At 57.9% G+C, this 22,267-nt stretch carries 20 protein-coding genes and 1 tRNA gene; 13 read left to right on the plus strand and 8 right to left on the minus strand.

The window, feature by feature from the left end; translation table 11 throughout:
• Positions 1–4: 4 nt before the first annotated feature.
• Together uvrB and ACR0JE_RS07770 are read right to left on the minus strand one after the other, a co-directional pair.
• A complete protein-coding gene (gene uvrB, locus ACR0JE_RS07765) occupies positions 5–2,191 on the minus strand; it encodes an excinuclease ABC subunit UvrB (protein ID WP_480863764.1) in 2,187 nt (728 codons plus the stop codon).
• 282 nt (positions 2,192–2,473) lie between these two features.
• Positions 2,474–3,430, minus strand: coding sequence for a thermonuclease family protein (locus ACR0JE_RS07770; protein ID WP_480863766.1), 957 nt, complete (start codon positions 3,428–3,430; stop codon positions 2,474–2,476).
• 142 nt (positions 3,431–3,572) lie between these two features.
• On the opposite strand from ACR0JE_RS07770, the gene ACR0JE_RS07775 reads away from it, so the two are divergent.
• The 11 genes from ACR0JE_RS07775 to iolB all read left to right on the plus strand — a co-directional run bounded on the left by ACR0JE_RS07775 (position 3,573) and on the right by iolB (position 14,002).
• Positions 3,573–3,884: an ETC complex I subunit gene (locus ACR0JE_RS07775; protein ID WP_353011777.1), complete on the plus strand. Its 312-nt coding sequence runs from the start codon at positions 3,573–3,575 to the stop codon at positions 3,882–3,884.
• A complete protein-coding gene (locus ACR0JE_RS07780; RefSeq protein WP_480863768.1) occupies positions 3,885–4,361 on the plus strand; it encodes a GNAT family N-acetyltransferase in 477 nt (158 codons plus the stop codon).
• Positions 4,362–4,382: 21 nt separating this feature from the next.
• Positions 4,383–4,459 (plus strand) — tRNA-Arg (locus ACR0JE_RS07785).
• Between the two features lie 472 nt (positions 4,460–4,931).
• Entirely contained in the window at positions 4,932–5,945 is a 1,014-nt protein-coding gene (gene iolG / locus ACR0JE_RS07790; RefSeq protein ID WP_480863769.1) for an inositol 2-dehydrogenase, read from the plus strand.
• A gap of 123 nt (positions 5,946–6,068) precedes the next feature.
• A complete protein-coding gene (locus ACR0JE_RS07795; protein WP_480863770.1) occupies positions 6,069–7,010 on the plus strand; it encodes a sugar ABC transporter substrate-binding protein in 942 nt (313 codons plus the stop codon).
• 86 nt (positions 7,011–7,096) lie between these two features.
• The gene (locus ACR0JE_RS07800) at positions 7,097–8,221 is read left to right on the plus strand and encodes an ABC transporter permease (protein ID WP_480544274.1); all 1,125 of its coding nucleotides are present in this window, start codon (positions 7,097–7,099) and stop codon (positions 8,219–8,221) included.
• Position 8,222: 1 nt separating this feature from the next.
• The gene (locus ACR0JE_RS07805) at positions 8,223–9,041 is read left to right on the plus strand and encodes an ATP-binding cassette domain-containing protein (RefSeq protein WP_480500018.1); all 819 of its coding nucleotides are present in this window, start codon (positions 8,223–8,225) and stop codon (positions 9,039–9,041) included.
• A 149-nt stretch (positions 9,042–9,190) separates the two neighbouring features.
• Positions 9,191–11,023, plus strand: a complete 1,833-nt coding sequence (gene iolD, locus ACR0JE_RS07810; protein WP_480863772.1) for a 3D-(3,5/4)-trihydroxycyclohexane-1,2-dione acylhydrolase (decyclizing) — start codon at positions 9,191–9,193, stop codon at positions 11,021–11,023.
• Positions 11,020–11,919 (plus strand): myo-inosose-2 dehydratase, encoded by a 900-nt coding sequence (gene iolE / locus ACR0JE_RS07815; protein WP_480863773.1) that lies wholly within the window; start codon positions 11,020–11,022, stop codon positions 11,917–11,919. The genes iolD and iolE overlap by 4 nt, the downstream gene beginning before the upstream one ends.
• A gap of 49 nt (positions 11,920–11,968) precedes the next feature.
• A complete protein-coding gene (locus ACR0JE_RS07820; protein ID WP_480863774.1) occupies positions 11,969–13,150 on the plus strand; it encodes a phytanoyl-CoA dioxygenase family protein in 1,182 nt (393 codons plus the stop codon).
• A gap of 45 nt (positions 13,151–13,195) precedes the next feature.
• Entirely contained in the window at positions 13,196–14,002 is an 807-nt protein-coding gene (iolB, locus tag ACR0JE_RS07825; RefSeq protein WP_480863775.1) for a 5-deoxy-glucuronate isomerase, read from the plus strand.
• A 33-nt stretch (positions 14,003–14,035) separates the two neighbouring features.
• Here the strand turns inward: iolB and ACR0JE_RS07830 are convergent, their stop codons facing one another.
• Genes ACR0JE_RS07830 through iolC form a run of 4 tightly spaced genes read right to left on the minus strand, consistent with a single transcriptional unit; the run spans position 14,036 to position 17,587 of the window.
• On the minus strand, positions 14,036–14,848 hold the full coding sequence (locus ACR0JE_RS07830; protein WP_480863776.1) for an ImmA/IrrE family metallo-endopeptidase: 813 nt from the start codon (positions 14,846–14,848) through the stop codon (positions 14,036–14,038).
• A 52-nt stretch (positions 14,849–14,900) separates the two neighbouring features.
• The gene (locus ACR0JE_RS07835) at positions 14,901–15,764 is read right to left on the minus strand and encodes a class II fructose-bisphosphate aldolase (protein ID WP_480863778.1); all 864 of its coding nucleotides are present in this window, start codon (positions 15,762–15,764) and stop codon (positions 14,901–14,903) included.
• On the minus strand, positions 15,761–16,597 hold the full coding sequence (locus tag ACR0JE_RS07840; RefSeq protein WP_480863779.1) for a 5-deoxy-glucuronate isomerase: 837 nt from the start codon (positions 16,595–16,597) through the stop codon (positions 15,761–15,763). Before ACR0JE_RS07840 ends, ACR0JE_RS07835 begins: the two co-directional genes overlap by 4 nt.
• 9 nt (positions 16,598–16,606) lie before the next feature.
• Positions 16,607–17,587, minus strand: a complete 981-nt coding sequence (gene iolC, locus ACR0JE_RS07845; RefSeq protein WP_480863781.1) for a 5-dehydro-2-deoxygluconokinase — start codon at positions 17,585–17,587, stop codon at positions 16,607–16,609.
• A 112-nt stretch (positions 17,588–17,699) separates the two neighbouring features.
• Between iolC and ACR0JE_RS07850 the strand changes: the two genes are divergently transcribed.
• Positions 17,700–18,803, plus strand: a complete 1,104-nt coding sequence (locus ACR0JE_RS07850) for a Gfo/Idh/MocA family protein (RefSeq protein ID WP_480863782.1) — start codon at positions 17,700–17,702, stop codon at positions 18,801–18,803.
• A gap of 37 nt (positions 18,804–18,840) precedes the next feature.
• Positions 18,841–19,974, plus strand: coding sequence for a Gfo/Idh/MocA family protein (locus tag ACR0JE_RS07855; protein ID WP_480863784.1), 1,134 nt, complete (start codon positions 18,841–18,843; stop codon positions 19,972–19,974).
• On the opposite strand, the gene ACR0JE_RS07860 is transcribed toward ACR0JE_RS07855, so the two are convergent.
• Positions 19,975–20,973: a LacI family DNA-binding transcriptional regulator gene (locus tag ACR0JE_RS07860; protein ID WP_480544263.1), complete on the minus strand. Its 999-nt coding sequence runs from the start codon at positions 20,971–20,973 to the stop codon at positions 19,975–19,977.
• A gap of 204 nt (positions 20,974–21,177) precedes the next feature.
• Positions 21,178–22,251: a BMP family ABC transporter substrate-binding protein gene (locus tag ACR0JE_RS07865; protein ID WP_480863785.1), complete on the minus strand. Its 1,074-nt coding sequence runs from the start codon at positions 22,249–22,251 to the stop codon at positions 21,178–21,180.
• Between the last annotated feature and the right edge of the window lie 16 nt (positions 22,252–22,267).

The following is a 22,267-nucleotide window of genomic DNA, read 5'->3' on the forward strand; positions in this document are numbered from 1 at the left end:
CGATTTACCTCTTCCTTCTCTTCACATTCCCACCCCGCTGCCCCGGCCTCCCAGCCGTTGACCGTCCGCGCGATTTCACCGCGTCTTCCGAGGCCTTCTCGACCGCCCATTGGCGGGCCATGGGGTCGTCGGCGACGGCCAGATCGACCGCTTCCAGACGTTTGATCTCGTCCCGGATGTTGGCGGCCTCTTCGAATTCCAGGTTCTCGGCGGCTTTGCGCATCTGCTCGCGCAACCCGTCTAAGTGCGCTTCCAAATTCGCGCCGTGCATCGGTTTGTCGATGGTGGCGGTGACGCGGTTCATGTCGACGTCGCCCTCATACAGCCCGGCCAGAACGTCCTCGACATTCTTTTTCACCGTCTCGGGCGTGATGCCGTGTTCCTCGTTATAGGCGAGCTGTTTGGCGCGGCGGCGGTTGGTCTCGCCCAAGGCGCGCTCCATCGAGCCGGTGATCTTGTCGGCATACATGATCACCCGGCCATCAGCGTTCCGCGCGGCGCGGCCGATGGTCTGGATCAGCGAGGTTTCAGACCGCAGGAAGCCCTCCTTATCCGCGTCCAGAATGGCGACCAGCCCGCATTCGGGGATGTCGAGGCCTTCGCGCAGCAGGTTGATGCCGACCAGCACGTCAAACGCGCCCAAGCGCAGGTCGCGCAAAATTTCGATGCGCTCCAGCGTGTCGATATCCGAGTGCATGTAGCGCACCTTGATGCCCTGTTCGTGCAGGTATTCGGTCAGGTCCTCCGCCATGCGTTTGGTCAGCGTGGTGACCAGCGTGCGATAGCCGTCAGCGGCAACCTTGCGCACCTCGTCCAGCAGGTCGTCCACCTGCATCGACACGGGGCGGATTTCGACCTCGGGGTCCAGCAGGCCGGTGGGGCGGATCACCTGTTCGGTGAAGACGCCGCCGGTCTGTTCGATCTCCCACTTCGCAGGCGTCGCCGAGACAAAGACGGATTGCGGGCGCATGGCGTCCCATTCCTCGAATTTGAGGGGGCGGTTGTCCATGCAGGAGGGCAGGCGGAACCCGTGTTCGGCTAGCGTGAACTTACGGCGATAGTCGCCCCGGTACATGCCGCCGATCTGCGGGACGCTGACATGGGATTCGTCGGCGAACACAATGGCGTTGTCGGGGATGAACTCGAACAGGGTTGGGGGCGGTTCACCCGGCGCGCGACCTGTCAGATAGCGAGAATAGTTCTCGATCCCGTTGCAGACGCCGGTGGCCTCGAGCATTTCGAGATCGAAATTTGTGCGCTGCTCCAGACGTTGCGCTTCCAGCAGCTTGCCCTCGCCCACCAGCTGATCCAGCCGGATGCGCAGCTCCTTTTTGATCCCGATGATTGCTTGGTTCATGGTCGGCTTCGGAGTGACGTAGTGCGAATTCGCATAGACGCGCACCTGCTCCATCGTCGCGGCGCGTTCTCCGGTCAGCGGATCAAACTCGGTGATGGTCTCCAACTCCTCGCCGAAGAACGAGAACTTCCAGGCGCGGTCCTCAAGGTGGGCCGGCCAGATCTCCAAGGAATCGCCCCGCACGCGGAACGAGCCACGCTGAAATGCCTGATCGTTGCGGCGGTATTGCTGGGCGACCAGATCGGCCATCACCTGCCTCTGGTCGTATTCCTTACCCACCTTCAGGTCCTGCGTCATCGCGCCATAGGTTTCGACCGAGCCGATACCGTAGATGCACGAGACCGAGGCGACGATGATCACATCGTCTCGTTCCAACAGCGCCCGCGTGGCTGAGTGGCGCATCCGGTCGATCTGTTCGTTGATCTGCGATTCTTTTTCTATGTACGTGTCGCTGCGCGGCACATAGGCCTCGGGCTGGTAGTAATCGTAGTAAGACACGAAATACTCGACCGAGTTCTCGGGGAAGAAGCCCTTGAACTCACCATAAAGCTGTGCCGCCAGTGTCTTGTTGGGTGCAAGGATGATCGCAGGGCGTTGCGTTTCCTCGATCACTTTGGCCATGGTGAAGGTCTTGCCCGTGCCGGTGGCACCCAGCAGAACCTGATCTCGCTCTCCGTCCTGAACCCCACCTGCCAGTTCTCTGATGGCTGTTGGTTGATCACCTGCAGGCGCAAATTCAGTGTGCATGACAAACTGCTTGCCGCCTTCCAGTTTCAGGCGGGCGCGCACGTCTTCTGCGGTCAGTTGGGTCTTGTCGGAATGGGCGTATGGCATGGGAAGGCTCCGGGTCAGGTCCCTACATTTGTTCTTATTTTGTCCATCTGCAAGGGCTGATCCGAGTATGATATGGACTTATGCGGCTGAAATCAGGCTGCTGCGGTGTAGCGGTGCCCATATCGTATTCAGGGATAGATGGGATTGATCCTGAAAACTGGGTTTGCCTGATCGTATAGATTCATCTGATGACAGATTTTGTCATCAGATGAATCCGAAGCTTCCGACGGTCGAAAAGTGTCGGCCCTATCGAAATGGGCGGGCCAACATGCTGACGCGGATCTACCCAGATACGCCAGCGCGTTCCAAAGCCTGATCAGGCCAATCCGTAATCTGCGCGGGATCGGTCACGATAATCTCGGGCCGCCCGGTGTCATTGTCGGGGAACATCTTGGTGGGGCCTGTGACATACGCATAGGAGCGGCGCGGTTGCTCCTCTCCATCCGCGCGGTAGCGGTTCAGGATCAGGTTCATTATATCTTCGCCACCGCCCACGTTCCCATTTGGAATGAACAACTGATACGGCTGGGTCAGGCTGCCGGTGTGAAACAGGATATGGTCGCCAGAGGTGGGTGTGAAGTCACGTAGTTCTATGAACACTGTGGTTTCCTGGCCTGCTTTGGCGATCTCAACCAGGCGATCATAGTCCAGACGGGTGTTGAACATGTTGATCTCGGGGTTCCGGCGCTTGATTTCGCGGTAGCCTTCGATGATGCGTGCCCGCAGGTCCCACCAGGTTGTCAGGGCGGCATAGTTGCGCATGACCGAGCCATTGTTGGCCACCTGGTCCCAAATGCCCAACGTTCCGGATTGCGCCATGCGTTCGGCCTCGCGATACCGGTCATGCAAATGGGCAAATTCGGCATAGCCGTATTTCTGGAAATAGGGTGAAAGACCTTCCTGAATCATCACCTGCTGAAAATCGGTCCCGTCTTCCAGTTCGAGATAGCACAGAACCCGACCAAAATTGCCTCGGTACTTCTGCAAGGCTTCGGCACGTGGCTCGTTTCCGGGCAGGATCAGTTTGACCGTATCCCCGGGCGCAATCAGTTCCTTAGCACGGTCGGAGGCGGCGTGACCAAGTGGGGTAACCGGTTTACTGCCAGCAAATACTTCTTCGGTATCAAGCGCCAGAATGCGCAAGCTTTCGCTTTTATCGGCATCGTCCTCAAGAAAGACACGAACGGTATCCCCATCAACAACACGGTCTACACGGGCGGTAAAAGATGTCCCTGACATCTGGCTTCTCCAATCAATTGAAACAAACACACTTAGGATACCATGTTTGCGCGACAGTTTGTTAACTGCTGCGCGTGCAGTCTTGCCCCTGACGCCGCACTGGCGCATAAACACGCCAGCCAAGTGAGTACGGAGAGGCGATATGCGCGCACGGATCTACCAGCCCGCCCGAAATGCGATGACCTCGGGCATGGCCAAGACCCGCAAATGGGTGCTGGAATATGCCCCTGCCTCAGCGCGCGAGGTTGATCCGCTGATGGGCTGGACCTCATCCAACGATACCCAGACCCAGGTGCGTCTGAAGTTCGACACCAAGGAAGAGGCGTTGGATTATGCCAAAGACAATGGCATCGACGCACAGGTAAGCGAGCCGCACAAGCGCAAACCCAACCTGCGGCAACGCGGCTATGGTGAGAATTTTGCCACCGACCGCCGCGCGCCCTGGACCCACTAAATGATCGAGATTCGCGCCGCTGATCCCGGATCAGAGGCTCTGCGTCCGATTATTCAGGCCCATCTTGCCCATAGTTGGGAGGCAACGCCGCAGACTTCAAATCACACTCTGGACGTCGAGGCTCTGCGCGCGCCCGAGATTCGGTTTTGGGGCGTTTTCGAAGATGATGTGGCGCTTGGGTGCGGTGCGCTCAAAACCCTTCCCGATGGCACGGGCGAGGTGAAATCGGTCCATGTCGTGTCGGCGGCACGCGGTCGCGGCCTTGCACGTGAGATCATGACCTATCTGGCTGACTTGGCCAAAGCCGAGGGAGTTTCCGCGCTTGTACTGGAAACCGGCGCGGCCCATCTTTCCGAATACGACGCGGCACGCAAACTCTATGAGGCGCTGGGATATTCTTATTGCGGCCCGATCTTTGGCTATGAAGAAGATCCCAACAGCGCGTTCATGCGCTTGGCCCTTGAACCCCGCTTATAAAAACCGCAAGAAGGGCGCAGCGGTCCCTTAGCTCAACTGGATAGAGCAGCTGACTTCTAATCAGCAGGTTGAGGGTTCGAGTCCTTCAGGGATCGCCATTTCCAAAACTCTATGAAATCGCCCGTTTTTCTTACGGGACAGGGGCACGGCCTCAAAACGCTTTTTCATTCCTACGGTCGCACAAAGGTGCGGGGCTAAGCGGCGGCACATCTCGAAAGGCCAAAAAGAGCGAAAAATCAGGTGAGGGTTCGAGGGGCTGGGTGAGGGGGTTTGGGCCAGCCCCTCGCAAGGGGGTTATTCAGTGGTAATGTTAACCGCTGATTCACAATCTAGCGAAAGCCGATGATCCGCGAAATTGGGGGATTCCCGTAGAACAGACGATTTTTTGTGTGGTCTCTGGGAAATGCTGTGGGAAAACATCGAAATCCAACAGGCTGTCGCGCCCAAGAGGCCTGAAATTTCCAAGTGGTTCCGGCGCTTTGGTGATATGGAGGGATCGTCTAAAAAAACACCTTGCAACCGGTTGCAAAAATTAACATTGTGAAGCGCAATAGGATTCGGGAGAGATGCATGCTGAGTGTTGGACTGCTTGGGGCCGGTCGGATTGGGCGCGTTCATGCGCAGGCGATTACGGCACATCCTGAAAGCACCCTCTCTGCGGTCTCAGATGCGGTCGCGGACGCCGCCAGCCAGCTTGCGGGTGAATATGGCGCACAGGTACGCAGTTCAGATGAAATCATTGCAGACCCCGCGATTGATGCCGTTCTAATCGCAACGCCAACTGATACGCATTCGGACCTGATCGAGGCGGCGACGCAGGCCGGCAAGGCGGTTTTGTGCGAAAAGCCGGTGGATCTGGACTTGCAGCGAGCGATGGCGTGTCAGGCCAACGTGGCGGATTACCAAAAGCCCATCATGATTGGGTTCAACCGCCGGTTTGATCCGAATTTTTCAGGGATGAAAGCGGCCTCAGATGCCGGAGAGATCGGCAAGACCGAGCTGCTTTCGATCACGTCCTTCGATCCGGCACCGCCACCTGTAAGCTACATCAAAGTGTCTGGCGGGTTGTTTCGGGACATGATGATCCACGATTTTGATATGGCGAACTACCTTATGGGTGACTTGCCTGTGGCGATTTCCGCCGCTGGCTCGGCGGTGGTTGATCCCGAAATCGGACAGGCCGGGGATGTAGATACAGCTGTCGCGACACTGACCTATGCGGATGGTCGGATCGCGGTCATCAAGAATTCGCGCCGCGCGGCCTATGGCTATGACCAGCGGGTCGAGATGCTGGGGTCTGAAGGTCTGTTGCAGGCCCAGAACGTGCTGGAAAACACCGTGATCAAATCCACCGCCGATGGCGTTGTTGGTGCCAAGCCGACCTATTTTTTCCTTGAGCGGTACATGACTGCCTACAAGGCTGAATGGGCCGCTTTTGTCGATGCGATCACGGCAGGTCAAGCTGTGCCAGTCACTCTGGAAGACGGTGTCGCGGCGCTGGCCATGGCCGAGGCAGCGACCCAATCCGCCCGGTCCGGAAGGCCGGTTCAACTTAGCGATATTTTGAAACCGGTTGCAAAATGAGTGAATTTATTCAAACTGAACGCAGCTCGGAACCTAACCCGAGCCTCGGAGATTCGGCCTGGCCGGATGAACAGGGGTAAACGCCCAGAGCAAAAATCGACGGTTTTTATGGGAGGAAACCAAATGAACAAATTTGTAAAAAGTGTTCTTGCGGCCAGCGCGCTTGCGGTTGCAGCCGCGACAGGTGCTGCAGCAGAAGGCGAGAAGTACATTCTGGTCAGCCACGCGCCTGACAGTGACAGCTGGTGGAACACGATCAAGAACGGGATAGCGCTTGCAGGTGACCAGATGGGTGTTGAGGTTGAATACCGCAACCCGCCCACCGGAGACCTTGCCGACATGGCGCGGATCATCGATCAGGCGGCAGCCTCGGGTCCGAACGGGATCATCACCACTCTGGCTGATCCGGATATTCTCGAAGGCCCCATTAAGGCCGCTGTGGATTCTGGTATCGACGTGATCATCATGAACACTGGCACGCCCGAAAAAGCGCGCGAAGTGGGTGCGCTGATGTATGTCGGGCAGCCCGAATACGATGCGGGATATGCCGCCGGTCTGCGCGCCAAAGGCGATGGCATCGGGTCGTTTCTGTGCGTGAACCACTATATCGTTCAGCCTTCAAGCCAAGAGCGCTGCCAGGGTTTCGCGGATGGTCTGGGTATTGACCTGGGCGAGCAGATGATCGACGCGGGTCAGGACCCGGCCGAGATCAAGAACCGTGTTCTGGCCTATCTGTCGGCCAACCCAGACACAGATGCCGTTCTGACGCTTGGTCCGACATCGGCGGACCCGACCATCCTTGCCCTGCAGGAAAACGGCATGGCTGGTGACATCTATTTCGGCACCTTCGATCTGGGCGGTGAAATCGTAAAGGCCATCAAGGACGGCACCATTCAGTGGGGGATCGACCAACAGCCCTTCCTACAGGCTTACCTGCCGGTTGTTGTGATGACCAACTACCACCGCTATGGCGTTCTGCCCGGCAACAACATCAACTCGGGCCCCGGTTTTGTAACTGCTGACGGCCTTGAGAAAATCGAAGAATTCGCGGGCGAATACCGCTGATCTTCAATAGTCGAGCGGGCGTGATCTGACGCCCGCTCAACCCAAATTTCTTATTCTTCGGGATCACCCGCGAGGGGAGGACCTTTATGTCAGAGTCAGCTCAATCCACGGCAGGCAGCGACGAACGGATCAAAGAGATCTCGCCGTTGCGCCGCGCCCTGATCCGCCCGGAACTGGGTGGCATGGTCGGGACCGTCGCCGTTTTCACCTTTTTCCTGCTGTTCGCTTTTGACAGCGGCATGTTCAACTCGCAGGGCGTGATGAACTGGTCGATCGTTTCGGCCCAGTTCATGATCATCGCTGTAGGGGCTTGCCTGTTGATGATCGCGGGTGAGTTTGACCTGTCCGTCGGGTCGATGATTGGTTTTGCCGGGATGATGATTGCCATCTTCTCGGTCACGCTGACTTGGCCGGTCTGGATGGCGATCATCGTCACGTTTGTTCTGTGTGTCTCTATCGGTGCCCTCAACGGCTTTATTGTCGTGCGCACCGGATTGCCCAGCTTTATTGTGACGCTGGCGTTTTTGTTCATCCTGCGCGGCTTTACGATCTTTCTGCCGCAGACGATTGAACGCAAGACCATCATCGGCGGCATCAAGGATGCAGCAGAAGGCGATTGGCTCGCTTCGGTTTTTGGCGGCAAGGTGTTTCAGGGCCTTTTCGTTTGGCTGGGTGACAATGGGATCATTGCCACGTTCGAGCGCGGATCGCGCCTAGGCGAACCAGTGGTGGACGGCATTCCGATGCTGATCATCTGGGCCATCGGCATCATCATTTTTGGCCATGTTTTGCTGACTAAAACCAAGTTCGGAAACTGGATTTTTGCCGCAGGTGGAGACGCCGAGGCCGCACGGAACTCCGGCGTGCCTGTGAACAAGGTGAAAATCCTGATGTTCATGTTCACCGCCTTCTGCGCCACTGTTTTCGCTACCTGTCAGGTGATGGAGTTCGGCTCGGCCGGGGCGGATCGTGGTTTGCTGAAAGAGTTCGAGGCGATCATCGCGGTGGTCATTGGCGGCGCATTGCTGACGGGCGGCTATGGCTCGGTTCTGGGGGCGGCTTTGGGCGCGCTCATCTTTGGTGTGGTGCAGCAGGGGCTGTTCTTTGCCGGGGTCGAAAGCTCGCTGTTCCGGGTGTTCCTGGGTGTGATCCTGCTCGGTGCGGTGATCTTGAACACCTATATCCGTCGCATCATCACAGGAGAACACTGAGATGACTGAAGACACCAAATTCCATCATGGCGACGCGCAAGAGCAAAAACCGATCATCCGTATGGTCGACATCCAGAAACACTTTGGGTCTGTGATTGCGCTGGCCGGTGTCAGTTTCGACCTCAAACCGGGTGAGTGTCATTGCTTGCTGGGCGATAATGGCGCGGGCAAGTCGACCTTCATCAAAACCATGTCAGGTGTGCACAAGCCAACAGCGGGTGAGATTTTCTTCGAAGACAAGCCTATGCATTTCGAAGATCCGCGCGACGCGATTTCTGCGGGCATCGCTACGGTGCACCAGCATCTGGCCATGATCCCGTTGATGAGCGTCAGCCGCAACTTCTTCATGGGTAATGAGCCCACGCGCAAGGTGGCCGGTATCAACTTCTTCGACAAGAAGCTGGCGGATGAGATCACCATGGAAGAGATGCGCAAGATGGGCATCAACCTGCGGGGACCGGATCAGGCGGTTGGCACATTGTCGGGCGGCGAACGCCAGACCGTTGCGATCGCGCGCGCGGTGCATTTCGGAGCGAAGATCCTGATTTTGGACGAGCCGACCTCGGCCCTTGGGGTGCGTCAAACCTCGAACGTGTTGGCGACTATCGATAAGGTGCGAAGTCAGGGCGTAGGCGTCGTGTTCATCAGTCACAACGTGCGTCACGCGCTGGCTGTCGGCGACAGATTTACCGTTTTGAACCGGGGCCAAACACTGGGCACTGCGAAACGGGGTGAGATCACGCCAGAAGAGCTTCAGGACCTGATGGCAGGGGGTCAGGAGCTGGCCCAGCTGGAAGGCTCGCTGGGCGGAACAGTTTAAACCACCGATGCTCCGCAGACATGCGGAGTATCGAACTAAGTGGTGGTGCAAAACCACAAATCGTCAGGTCCATTCGGTTGGCCTGGAACCTTCAAAAATGTGAATACCGACGGAATGCCGATGGCGGCTTCGTGTGGAAAGGGATCATGATGAGCAAGACAGTCCGACTGACCGCGGCGCAGGCTCTGGTGCGCTATATCGGGGCGCAGTTAAATGAGGCCGGGGAGCCCTATATCGCAGGTGTCTGGGCCATCTTTGGCCATGGCAATGTGGCGGGGTTGGGTGAAGCTTTGCATGCCGTCAGAGACAGCCTGCCTACCTATCGTGGTCACAACGAACAAACGATGGCCCATTGTGCGATTGCCTATGCCAAACAGATGCGCCGCACGCGGGCGATGGCGGTGACGTCGTCCATTGGGCCTGGGGCCACGAATATGGTGACAGCGGCGGCTTTAGCCCATGCCAACCGCTTGCCAGTTCTGATCATCCCCGGTGACGTGTTCGCCACGCGCGGGCCCGATCCGGTGCTGCAACAGATCGAAAACTTCGGCGATGGTACCGTCAGCGCCAATGACTGTTTCCGCCCGGTCAGCCGGTACTATGACCGTATCTCGCGCCCCGAACATCTGTTGACCGCGCTGCCGCGCGCCTTCCGCACCATGACGGACCCGGCTGATTGCGGCCCGGTGACGCTGGCCTTCTGTCAGGACGTGCAGGCCGAGGCTTATGACTATCCTGAAAGCTTCTTTGAACCACGCGTCTGGTATCAGCGCCGCATTCGCCCGGATGAGGGCGAACTGGTGCGCGCTGTCGCCGCGATCAAAGCCGCCAAGCGTCCCGTTATTGTGGCCGGAGGCGGGGTGCATTACTCGGGTGCGACCGATGCGCTGCAAAGCTTTGTTGAAACCCACAATTTACCCGTCGCTGAAACGCAGGCGGGCAAGTCGGCTTTGGCCTGGGACCATCCATTGAATCTGGGCCCCATTGGCGTGACCGGTGGAGAGCCTGCCAACGACGTCTGCGCCGAGGCTGATCTGGTCCTAGCGGTTGGTACGCGGTTGCAGGATTTCACCACCGGATCCTGGGGCCTGTTTTCGAACCCCGAGCGCGAGATGGTGTGCCTGAATACAGCCGCCTATGACGCCGAAAAGCACGGGGCAATGCCCCTGCAAACCGACGCTCGGGTTGGTTTGGAAGAACTTGGCGCAAGCCTACAGGGTTACAGCGCTGACCCTGTGGCTGACACGCTCAAAGCGGATTGGTTTGGCAAGGTCGACAAGCTGACCGACGCGCCCGGAGACGGGAATGCACTGCCTACCGACATGCAAGTGGTCGGCGCGGTTCAGCGTGCCTCGCATGACGACACGGTGGTGATGTGTGCGGCAGGCACCATGCCGGGTGAGCTGCACAAGCTGTGGAAAGCCCCGCGCCCCGGGGCCTATCACATGGAATACGGATTCAGCTGTATGGGGTATGAGATCGCCGGTGCGATGGGCATCAAGATGGCCCAGCCGGATCGCGACGTGATCTGCTTTACCGGCGACGGCACCTATATGATGGCGAACTCGGAAATGGCCTCTGCCGCGATGATGGGTATCTCGTTCACCGTGGTGATCACCGACAACCGTGGATTTGGCTGTATCAACCGCTTGCAGATGGGCACTGGCGGGGCTGAGTTTAACAACCTTCTGGATCACGCGGTGCACGAAACGCCCTCGGCCATTGATTTTGCCGCCCACGCGGCGGCGATGGGGGCGACCTCGGTCAAGGTCAGTTCGATTGCGGAATTGGAAGACGCGTTGGCCAAGCGTGCCGGCATCAAAGGGCCATACGTGGTTGTCATCGACACCGATCCATACCCGTCCACCGAATATGGCGGCACGTGGTGGGAGGTCGCCGTGCCCGAGGTCTCGATCCGTCCCGAAGTCAACGAAAAACGCGCGGCCTATGAAGTTGCGATCAAAGAAAGAAACACGAAATGAGCGTGAAGATCGGCATCTCTCCGATTGCGTGGCAGAATGATGATTTACCCGACCTGACGGCGGCCTACACTATGGAACAGGCGCTGAAAGAGGCGCGAGAGATTGGCTATACGGGCGTCGAGCGCGGCCAACGGATGCCCGGCGATACCGAAGGGTTGCGGGCTTATCTGGATGCCAGCGATATTGCCCTGTGTGGCGGCTGGTGTTCCGGCGCATCGTTGCTCAATGACTTCGCAACCGAGCGTGAAGCCGTCCGCGAACAGGTCGAGCAGTTCGTGGCGCTGGACAGCCCGTGCATTGTCTATGCGGAATGTTCCAACACCATCCAGACGGAGGCAGGTACGCCGGTCAATCACCGGCCCAAACTGTCAAAAGATGAGTTGCTGGCCTACGCCGCCAAGATCACCGAACTGGCAAAATGGATGGCCGATCAGGGCATGCCCATGGCTTATCACCATCACATGGGCACCATCATCGAAAGCGAAGATGATGTGAACTGGCTGATGGAAGGGTCAGGTCCCGAGGTGGGATTGTGTTTTGACACCGGTCATCTGTTGTTTGGCGGCGGCGATGTGATGGCAACCTTGAACCGTTGGGGCGACCGAGTGCGTCACGTACACTTCAAGGATATCCGCCCTGCTGTTGTGCAGGATGTGCGCGAGAATAATCGCAGCTTTTTGGATGCGGTCATCGCTGGGGCCTTCACCGTGCCTAGTGACGGCTGCATCGACTTTCAGGCCGTCGCAAACGCGCTGAAGGCGATGGACTATAGCGGCTGGATCGTGGTCGAGGCGGAACAGGACCCGGCCAAAGCACCGCCCTGTGAATACTCCAAACTGGGTTACGACCACATCGTTGATGTCTGCGGCAAGGCAGGATTGGAGATAGCGGCTTAGTACACCGCCCCAAGGGGCAACACCGAAGGCCATGAGAAAGGAGTCTGTCATGGTAACTCAAGACCTCGGATATGTCGGCTATTTCGACCGGGAATCCTGTGATCTGGATGAATTCAAGGTGTTGACTTCTCAGAACCTTTTGATTGATGCGGTGCCCCACGCGGCAACGGTCGAAAAGAACGTGCCGGTCTATGACATGCAGGTACTACGCCCGATGCTGGAGCGGCCCGACGCGCGGCAAGCATTGCTGGCGGAATGGGGCTGGGTGTTGGACAAATCCGCCGGGGTGATCGCGCTGAAAAGGGCCTATCCGGATACCGCTGTTATCGACCGTGCGACGGATGTGTTTCGCCAGATTATTGACGAGGAACGTCAAAGCGGGTCTGGTGAAGGCGACCACTTCGCTGCCTCAGGCGCCAACGACCGGATTTGGAATGCGCTGCAAAAACAGTGCCTGCGTGATCCCGAAGGCTTCGCGCTTTACTTCGGGAACACGGCTATCGCTGCGGCTTGTGAGGCATGGCTAGGTCCGAATTATCAGATGACTGCCCAAGTCAATCAGGTGCGACCCGGTGGCAAGGCGCAGCAGGCGCATCGGGACTATCACCTTGGGTTTCAAAGCGCAGACAGTGCGGCGCGGTATCCGGTCCATGCGCATCTGGTAACAGCCTCGCTGACCTTGCAGGGCGCAGTGGCCCATTGCGACATGCCTGTGGAAAGCGGCCCAACCAAACTACTACCCTTCTCGCAGCTTTATCAGCCGGGCTATCTGGCGTTTCACGATGAAGCCCACCGGGCGTATTTCGAGGACAACTATATCCAGTTACCGCTGGAGAAGGGCGACGCGGTGTTCTTCAATCCGGCGCTGTTCCATGCTGCGGGGGAGAACAGCAGCGCTGATATTCACCGAATGGCGAACCTGCTGCAAATCTCATCAGCTTTCGGGCGCGCGATGGAGGCTGTGGATCGCCAGGCGATGTCTCTGGCGGTTTTCCCATTGCTGGTTTCCTTGAAACAGCGTGGGGCGTTGGATACGGCGCAGTTGGAGGCCGCGATAGCGGCCACTGCAGAGGGTTATCCGTTCCCAACCAATCTGGACACGGACCCTCCGGTCGGCGGCAACGCGCCGGAAAGTCAGGCGGATATCCTGCGACGTGCGGTTGCAGAAGGATGGACCAAGGCGCAACTGGTCCAAACACTCTCGGCCCTGACCCAAAGGCAAGCTGCCTGAAACAATAGCCGGGCGGCCTATGGGGTCGCCCGCAAGGAGAACAAGATGGCGGATTTGCACAAAAAACCCCTCGGCACGCACGGGAAAGTTCACGATATCACCCCGGCCAGCGCCGGGTGGCGTTATGTGGGTTTCGGTCTTTATCACCTGCGCGCAGGTGACAAGGCGGCAGAACTCACCGGGGATCGAGAGGTCATTCTGGTGATGGTCGAGGGCAAGGCGCAGATCACCGGGGCGGGGCAGGAATGGGGCGTTCTGGGTGACCGGATGGATGTGTTCGAGAAGACACCGCCGCATTGCCTTTATCTGCCTAACGGAACCGAATGGGAGGCTGTCGCAGAAACCGATTGCGTCATCGCTGTGTGTTCGGCACCGGGCAATGGCGGGCACGAGGCACGGCGGATCGGTCCCAATGGCATTACCCTGACTGAACGCGGCAAGGGCGTGAACACGCGCTATATCAACAACATCGCGATGGAAAATGAAGACTACGCCGACAGCCTGCTGGTGACCGAGGTCTTCACGCCGAACGGCCACTGGTCCTCCTATCCCAGCCACCGCCATGATGAAGACGATTACCCTCGGATCACTTATCTGGAAGAAACCTATTTCCACCGTCTCAACCCGGCCAACGGGTTTGGCGTACAGCGGGTCTATACCGATGACGGTCAGTTGGATGAAACGATGGCGGTTTCGGATGGCGATGTTGTGATCGTGCCGCGTGGACATCACCCTTGCGGTGCGCCCTATGGGTTTGAGATGTACTACCTTAACGTCATGGCCGGACCCCTGCGGAAATGGCGGTTCGTCCCGGCCCCGGAGGTCGAATGGATCATGGAGCGTGATGGATAGGCCCCAATGCGTCCAAAGCCGGATGAAATTGTTCTATACCCGAGTGTTTTCTGCTCTATCGCGCGCCGGTCGCTTCAATAGGCGTCGGAGCAGAGGTTTGAACGGCCAAATGATCGCGCGCCCGCTCAGAACGAAAACAGGCCTCGAATTGCGTAGCATCGAACTTGCAAATTCGTTGGCTTCCTTTTCTTGCTTAGCCACCTGACCGCCTTCGCCGTGCCCCAGAATGTGATGCCCGACTTCATGGTAGAAGGTGAACTCTGCCGTGATGCGCGCCCACCACAAGCGCAGGCCCTTGGGGGATGGAGGTGGCCAGGTCAGGACAATGTAAGAGAAAAACAGATTGTACTTGCCGAGATAGTCCATGTCGGCCCGCCGGGCGATCACATCTATCCGGGTTACCTGTTCAAGGGTGACGCCTTTGGTCCTACTCCATTTCGTCAGGTTTTTAATGACCCGCGCGCGATCTACGATGTCATCGCTGATGAATACCGGGGTATTGTCGCTTAGGACAATGGCTGGTTGGTCATCAAGACGTTTTGCCAGAATGTTCAGCGTCCGACGATGGATGGGATGTAATTTTACCCCCTTAAGACGACAGATTTCTTGTCTGAAAACAACGGGGTCCAATTCGTCAAGAAGTGCAAGGAGCGCGCCGAAGTATCTGGGTGAAGGCCCGCGTGGGTTGTCTTTCCAGGCTTTGGACGAGAGCCTTTTTTGAACTTCAGGCACCGCGCTTTCACGACATTGCATGAGCGCCCGCCAAGTATCTCGGATGGTCTCGATATGGTGCGTCGAAATTCCCCGCAGGAACTTATCGACAAGTTGGCTGGTGTTTTGGGTCATATCCTATGACTAGTGCGGGTTTGTACCAGAATTTTGATGTGCTTCCGGATGTTTAACGAGCTGAAACGCCTGCCCACCCATCCTGCGGCGGCGCACCGAATGCGCGGATAACCACGCGGGCGGCGGCCTCAACCGGGTCGTGCGTTTCTTTCAGGATCGTCACACGGTCGAACCTCTCGGGGTCAGCGTTCACGGCCTCACGCAGAGCTTGTCCGAACGCCATGCGCAGCTCGGTTCCGATGTTGAACTTGCAGATGGATGTTTCGCGGGCAAGGCGTGCGCGCTGTTCGACCGGCACACCCGAGCCCCCGTGAATGACCAAAGGCACATCGGTCTTGGCATCGATCTGAGCGATGCGGTCCTCGTCCAGACCGCCCTCTTTGTCCTGCTGCAAATGCACATTCCCGACCGAGATTGCCATTGCATCTACACCGCTGTCGCGGGCGAATTGTGCGGCCTCGGACGGGTCGGTTCCGTTGGATCCTTCGCCGCCGGAATAACCCACGAACCCGATCTCGCCCTCGCAGGAGATCCCTGCCGCGTGGGCCATTTCAGCAATGGCTGCGGTCTCGTCTATGTTCTGTTGCAGCGGCTTGCGCGAGCCATCGAACATCAGTGAGGTAAAGCCGCTGTCCAGCGCGATCTTGCAGTCTTCAAACGTATAGCCGTGATCCAGATGAGCGACGACGGGGACAGAGGCCCCTTCGGCCAGATGGCGGAACATCTTGCCCAAAATGGGCAGCGGCGTGTGCTCGCGGCAGCTGGGCCCCGCTTGCAAGATAACGGGCGCGTTCTCAGCCTCGGCAGCGGCCACATAGGCGCGCATATCTTCCCAGCCCAGGGTCACAAGCCCGCCTACCGCATAGCCCTGCCGATAGGCGGGTTGCAGCACGTCTTTCAATGTCACGAGCGTCATTTGAACTTTGCAATCATGTCTTTGATGCCCGGGATCGTCTCGACCTGATAGGCATGGGTGGGTTGGAAATACTGTACCAGAGAGCGCTGCGTCAGCCCGCCAAGGATGGTGAAATAGTACATCTCATACCCCGGCAATACGCAGCAGGGATGATACCCCTTGTCGATGCAAACGGTCGATCCATCGACGATGTGATAGGCATCCCCCGGTTCATTGTCTTCACGCTGAAGCATTTGCAAGCCCGAGCCCCAGTTGGGTTTGAAGCGGAAATTATAGGTCTCGTCGTGGCGCGTTTCATCTGGCAGCCGGTTGGTGTCGTGCTTGTGGCTGGGAAAGCCGGACCAGCCGCCCTGACCTACAGTGAACAGTTCACTGACCAGCAGGCGACCTACTTTGTCATGTTGTTTCTGTCCGAGGATGTGCTTGATCTTGCGGTGCGTTTTGGTGTCGTCGCTGCCATATTGCACAAGATCGTGTTCACGCACATCGAAGGGCTCTAGCACTTTGTCATACTTCGCCCCTGCAACAAAAACCTCGGTCGCGTCCGAGACACAGACAATCTGCACCTTTGCGCCAACAGGGACATAGACCCCTTCTGGGTCGCCGTCCCAGACGTCTTCACCCCGGTTGCCAAGCTGGGGGAACTGCACCCCTTCAACCGACACATCGACCGAGCCGGTTGCGGGTACGATGCAGGTTTCGTAGCCGGGCACCTGATATTCGAACGCTTGGCCTTTTTGTAGTTTCACGATGTTGAAATAGTTCAGGGGAACCATGGGGTCATCGATATCAACGATGGCGGTGTTCTTGTTATCATATGGCGCAATATGCATGGGATATTCCTATGTGGTCGGGCCGGGATGATCGGCCAGAAATGCGTCGAGTTCGGCAGTCGTAGGCATGGCCGGGGCGCAGCCGGGTTTTGAGACCACGATAGAAGCGCAGGCCGATCCGCGCATCACGGCTTCTTTCAGCGGATACCCTGCCGCGATTGAGGCCAAGAGCCCGGCCATGAAGCTGTCACCAGCCCCGACCGGCTTGATCGCGTCGACCGGGTAGATACCGGTTTGGGTTTCCTGCCCATCTGCCAGCGTTACGGCGCCTTTTTCACCCATCTTGTAGATGACGACCCGGCCCGGTTTTTTCGCGAGTTCTTGAGCTTTGGCAAAACCCTTTTCGATGCCGCCCGCCATAAAGCCGAACTCTTCATCATTGCCTACGATCAGATCGCTTGCTTCACCTGCGCGCGAAAGAACTTCTGCGGCAACCTCGGGCGAGGGCCAGCTATAGGGCCGATAATCGATATCGAAGATGATGGGCAGACCGGCCTTTCGCGCGTTTTCAAACCCGCGGAACGTCGCACTGCGCGAGGGTTCGGCGGCGAAAACGGTACCGGCGGACACCAGAGCGGTGAATCTGCTGAAATCAACGCGATCCATGTCTTCTTCGGTGACCTGAAAGTCGACCGCATTGTTTCTGTAGATGACGTTTTGGAAATCGTCCGTTCGGCTTTCATAGATCGCAAGTGACATGCGATGCTCACCGCCGATGGTTCGAATGCAAGACATATCTACGCCGTAGTGGTGTAGGCGGTTCATGCAGAACCGTCCGATCGCATCATCCGAGATTGAAGTGATCAGCGCCGCCTGACTGCCTAGCTTGACCAGGCCGGCCGCGATATTGGCGGATGATCCGCCCAAGTCGGCGTGAAAGGTATCGGCCTCCTCGCTTTTTGCGCCAATGGGCGCTGCGGTCAAATCCATGCCCGCGCGCCCCAGAATAGCAAATCGGTTTCCTTTGATGCCGTCGATCAGGGCGCTCACGTCTTTAGTCCTCCGACAGAGATAATGGCAAAGTTTGGACCTTGCGCTGAATCGATTCACACGATACTCATTTTGCAACCGGTTGCAAATACAATGTTCGGAGCCGCAAAAGATGCCTGAGATCGGAATTGGAATTGTGGGTGGCGGCTATATGGGCAAGGCGCATTCCGTTGCTATGTCCGCAGTGGGCGCGGTGTTCAACACAGCACTCAGACCACGGCTTGAGGTGATCTGCGCCTCGACCCCCGAAAGCGCAGAGCGCTACCGCGTGGCATACGGTTTCCAGCGCGCTACCGCCGATTGGCGGGTCTTGGTCGATGACCCGAAGATCGAGGCCATAGTCATCGCATCGCCGCAGGAAACCCATCGTCACATTGCCGAAGCGGCCTTTGCTTTGGGTAAACCGGTTTTGTGTGAAAAACCTTTGGGCGCCTCGCTGGAGGATAGTCAGGCCATGGTCAATGCCGCTGAAGCAGCGGGCGTCGTCAACATGGTCGGCTTCAACTATATCCGCACACCTGCCAGCCAATACGCGCGCAAGCTGATTGCCGATGGCGAGATCGGCGATGTCACCTGGTTTCGCGGAGAGCACACCGAGGATTTCTATGCCGACCCGCAGGCCCCAGCCACCTGGCGTACCACGGGGATGGCAAACGGCACCATCGGGGATCTGGCCCCGCATATGGTGAATGGCGCGTTGGCCCTGATTGGGCCGATTGCGCAGGTGATGGCTGATGTCGAAACCGTTCACCGCACGCGTCCGGGTGGTGGGGTCACAAATGATGATCACGCTCAGATGATGTGCCGGTTCGAAAACGGTGTGATGGGCAACCTCTATTTCAGCCGTGTCGCAACGGGCCGCAAGATGGGCTATGCCTATGAAGTATCGGGCACAAAAGGGGCGATCCGCTTTGACCAGGAAGATCAGAATGCCCTGTGGCTGTATCGACGCGAAGGCCCTGAGGCGCAGCGGGGGTTCACCAAGATCCTGACCGGCCCGGCCCACCCGGATTATGAACCCTTCTGCCAGGGCCCCGGTCACGGCACCGGATATCAGGACCAGATTATCATCGAGGCCAAGGATTTCCTGCATGCCATCCACACCGGCGAGGCGATCTGGCCAACCTTCCGCGACGGGCATGAGGTGAACCGGGTACTGGCGGCGGCGCTGGCATCCTCGGACCAGCGACAGTGGAAAGACATCAGCGATTTCTGATCGCTCAACGACACGTTCTGAAGAAAGACTTAAGACCATGGCAAAGCTGAAATGGGGCATGATCGGTGGCGGCGAAGGCAGCCAGATCGGACCTGCTCACAGGTTGGGTGCGCAAGCAGACGGGATGTTCGAATTCGCCGCAGGTGCGCTGGATCATCGCCCGGATGTGGGCAGGGAATATGCTAAAAGGCTCGGGATCGCTGCTGATCGTGCCTATGGCAGCTGGCAGGACATGCTGGCAGGTGAAAAAGACCGCGACGACCGGATTGATCTGGTGACAATTGCGACTCCGAACTCAACCCATTTCGAGATTGCCAAGGCCTATCTGGAGGCCGGGTTCAACGTGCTGTGCGAAAAGCCGATGACCATGACGGTAGAAGAGGGCGAAGAGATTGTGCGCGTGGCCGAGGCGTCCGGCAAGATATGTGCAGTGAACTATTGCTACTCGGCCTATCCAATGGTGCGCCAGGCCCGTGCCATGGTGCGAGCTGGAGAGATCGGCAAGGTTCGTCTGGTCGTGACCAATTTCAGCCATGGGCATCATGGCGACGCGGCAGACGCCGATAATCCGCGCGTCCGATGGCGCTATGATCCGGCCATGGCAGGTGTCTCGGGCCAGTTCGCGGATTGCGGTATTCACGCGCTGCATATGGCCAGCTTCATCTGCGATGATGAGGTGAACTCCCTGTCGGCCGATATGGCCTCGACCATTGCCAGCCGAGAGTTGGAGGATGACGCAATGGTCAATTTCCGGATGGAAGGCGGCACGGTTGGGCGGCTTTGGACCTCATCGGTGGCGATTGGGCGACAGCACGGGTTTGATATTCAAGTGTTTGGCGAAACCGGCGGTCTGCGCTGGGCGTCCGAGCAGCCGAACCAGTTGATTTATACACCGGTCGGCGGGCGCACTCAGATCATCGAAAAGGGTGAAGGTGGACTGCATGACGAAGCGCGGCGTCTGTCACGCGTCGCCATCGCCCATCCTGAAGGTTTCCCGCTGGCCGTGGCCAATATCTATTGCGATCTGGCAGACGCGATCCGCGGTGAGGTTCGGAATGGTCTGCCAGGCGCCTCAGACGGTGTGCGTTCGATTGCCGCGGTTCATGCTGCTGTTGCGTCGGGCAAAGAGGACGGCGCGTGGAAAGACGCGCGTCCGCCAATGTTCCGCTAATCAGGGGCGGGGCCGCAACGTGCCCCGTTCGATCACGCGGCAGGGGAATATCCGCGCCTCAGGGTATCTTTGAGGCTCTTTCAGCATCTCTTCGACCAGGTCGACCGAGGACGTAATGATCTGCTTGATTGGCTGATGAATAGTCGTCAGATCAACGCTTTCCCAGCGTGCCATTTCCATGTCATTCAGGCCGATGATGCCAATATCCTGGCCCGGTTCCAGCGCATGATCTGAAAGGGCGGACAACGCACCGACAGACAGGATATCGTCACCGCAGAAATACCCGTCTGCCGGAGCGCCACTTAGCAAGCGCAGCATCTCGGCCCGTCCGGCCTCAAACGAATAGTTGTCTGCGAAGGAATACGAAATCTGCAGCTCGGGATGCTGCTCGGCTTCCTCAATGAACCCGCGGTATCGATCCAAAGCCGAGGTCGCGCTTTTTGGCCCGCCCAGATATCCGATATGCTTGTATCCGCGCGCGACAAGCTCGCGCGCCGCCATGCGCCCACATTCGACATTGTCGATACCAACCACATGCACCTCAGGCGACGTTGCTGAACGCCCAAACGTGTGCACCACGGGCACACCAGCATCGTGGAACGCTTTGGCAAAGCTGGGGGGTAGGGTCGAAGAGGCCACGATGACCGCATCGACTGAATACTGACGCAGCATGCGGACGGAATTGGCGGGCTCAGTCTCATCAGTCAGGTTTACGATCAGCGGACGCAGCCCGCGTTCCTGCAACGCGCGGGTGAACTGGTCGAACACCTCAAGGAAAATAGGGTTGTGAAAGTTGTTGGAAATCAAACCAATCAGCTTAGTCCGCCCGGTTGTCAGCGATGAGGCCAGCGCGTTTGGACTGTACCCCAGCTCTTGCGCGGCTTTTTCGACCTTGCTGCGGGTCTTGGCCGAGACCGAGGCGCCTTCGGTAAAGGTTCGCGAAACTGCGGACCGGGATACGCCTGCCAGTGCTGCGACGTCTTTCAGTGTAACGCTCAAAATTGATACCGTCTGTGCCGTGCAGGAGTTGGGATTGTCATTGCAAACTATTATGCATCTAAGCAACGGTTCTGCAACCGATTGCAAGCCGCACGAAAAGCACGTTGTTGGTATCGCAAAATCGTCGGGCGCGACCTGTGGCAGCACCCATAAAGAAAGCCCGCGGCCAAGCGCGGGCTTTCATTTTGGTTCTACGCCAGTGGCTTATTGCGGAATCTCGCCTTCCAGTCCTTCGACGTAGAAGTTCATACCTGCCAAAGTGCCATCATCGGCCACTTCACCGTCAGCCAACCAATCGCTGCCATCCTGCTTTTTGATCGGGCCAGTGAAGGGGTGGTACTCACCAGCAGCCATGGCCGCTTTCATTGCCAGCGCTTCTTCTTTGACATCCGCCGGAACGGCGTCAGAGATTTCGCCAATGGCGACCATACCTTCGCGGATACCGTCCCAGGTGTTTACAGATTCCCAGGTGCCGTCCATCACGGCCTGTGTGCGCGCGATGTAGTAAGGCGCCCAGTCGTCGATGATCGATGAGACGCGCGGGAACGGAGCATATTCGCTCATGTCCGAGGCCTGGCCAAAGGTGACAACATTGCCCGCCTCTTGCGCAGCCGCCTGCGGCGCAGTCGAGTCCGTGTGCTGCAGAATCACATCGGCGCCCTGTTCGATCAGAACCTTCGCAGCATCAGCCTCTTTCGCGGGATCAAACCAAGTGTAAGCCCAGACGATTTTAAACTCGACATCCGGGTTGACCCGTTGCGCGTGAATAAAGGCCGAGTTGATGCCCCGGATCACTTCGGGGATCGGATAGGAACCGATATAGCCGATGATGTTCGACTTGGTCATGTTACCCGCGATGTGACCCTGAACGGCGCGACCTTCATAGAAACGTGCCGAATAGACCGAGACGTTATCGGCGGTCTTGTAGCCAGTTGCATGTTCGAACTTCACATTCGGGAACTTCTTGGCCACGTTGATCGTGGGGTCCATGTAGCCGAACGAGGTGGTAAAGATCAGATCGGCCCCTTCCAGTGCCATCTGGGTCATGACGCGTTCGGAATCCGGGCCTTCGGGTACGGATTCAACAAACACGGTTTCGACCTTGTCGCCAAAGTGTTCTTCAACCGCCAGCCGACCCTTGTTGTGCTCATAGGTCCAGCCACCGTCGCCCACGGGACCAACATAGACAAAGCCGACCTTTGTCTTGTCTTCGGCCATGACCCCCGAGGCCAGACCCAGCGCCATGGCGGCGCTTGCCAGAAGTGTAGTGAATTTCATGTGTTACTCCCCAAGT

The sequence above is a fragment of the Ruegeria sp. H3 genome (genome assembly GCF_056533095.1).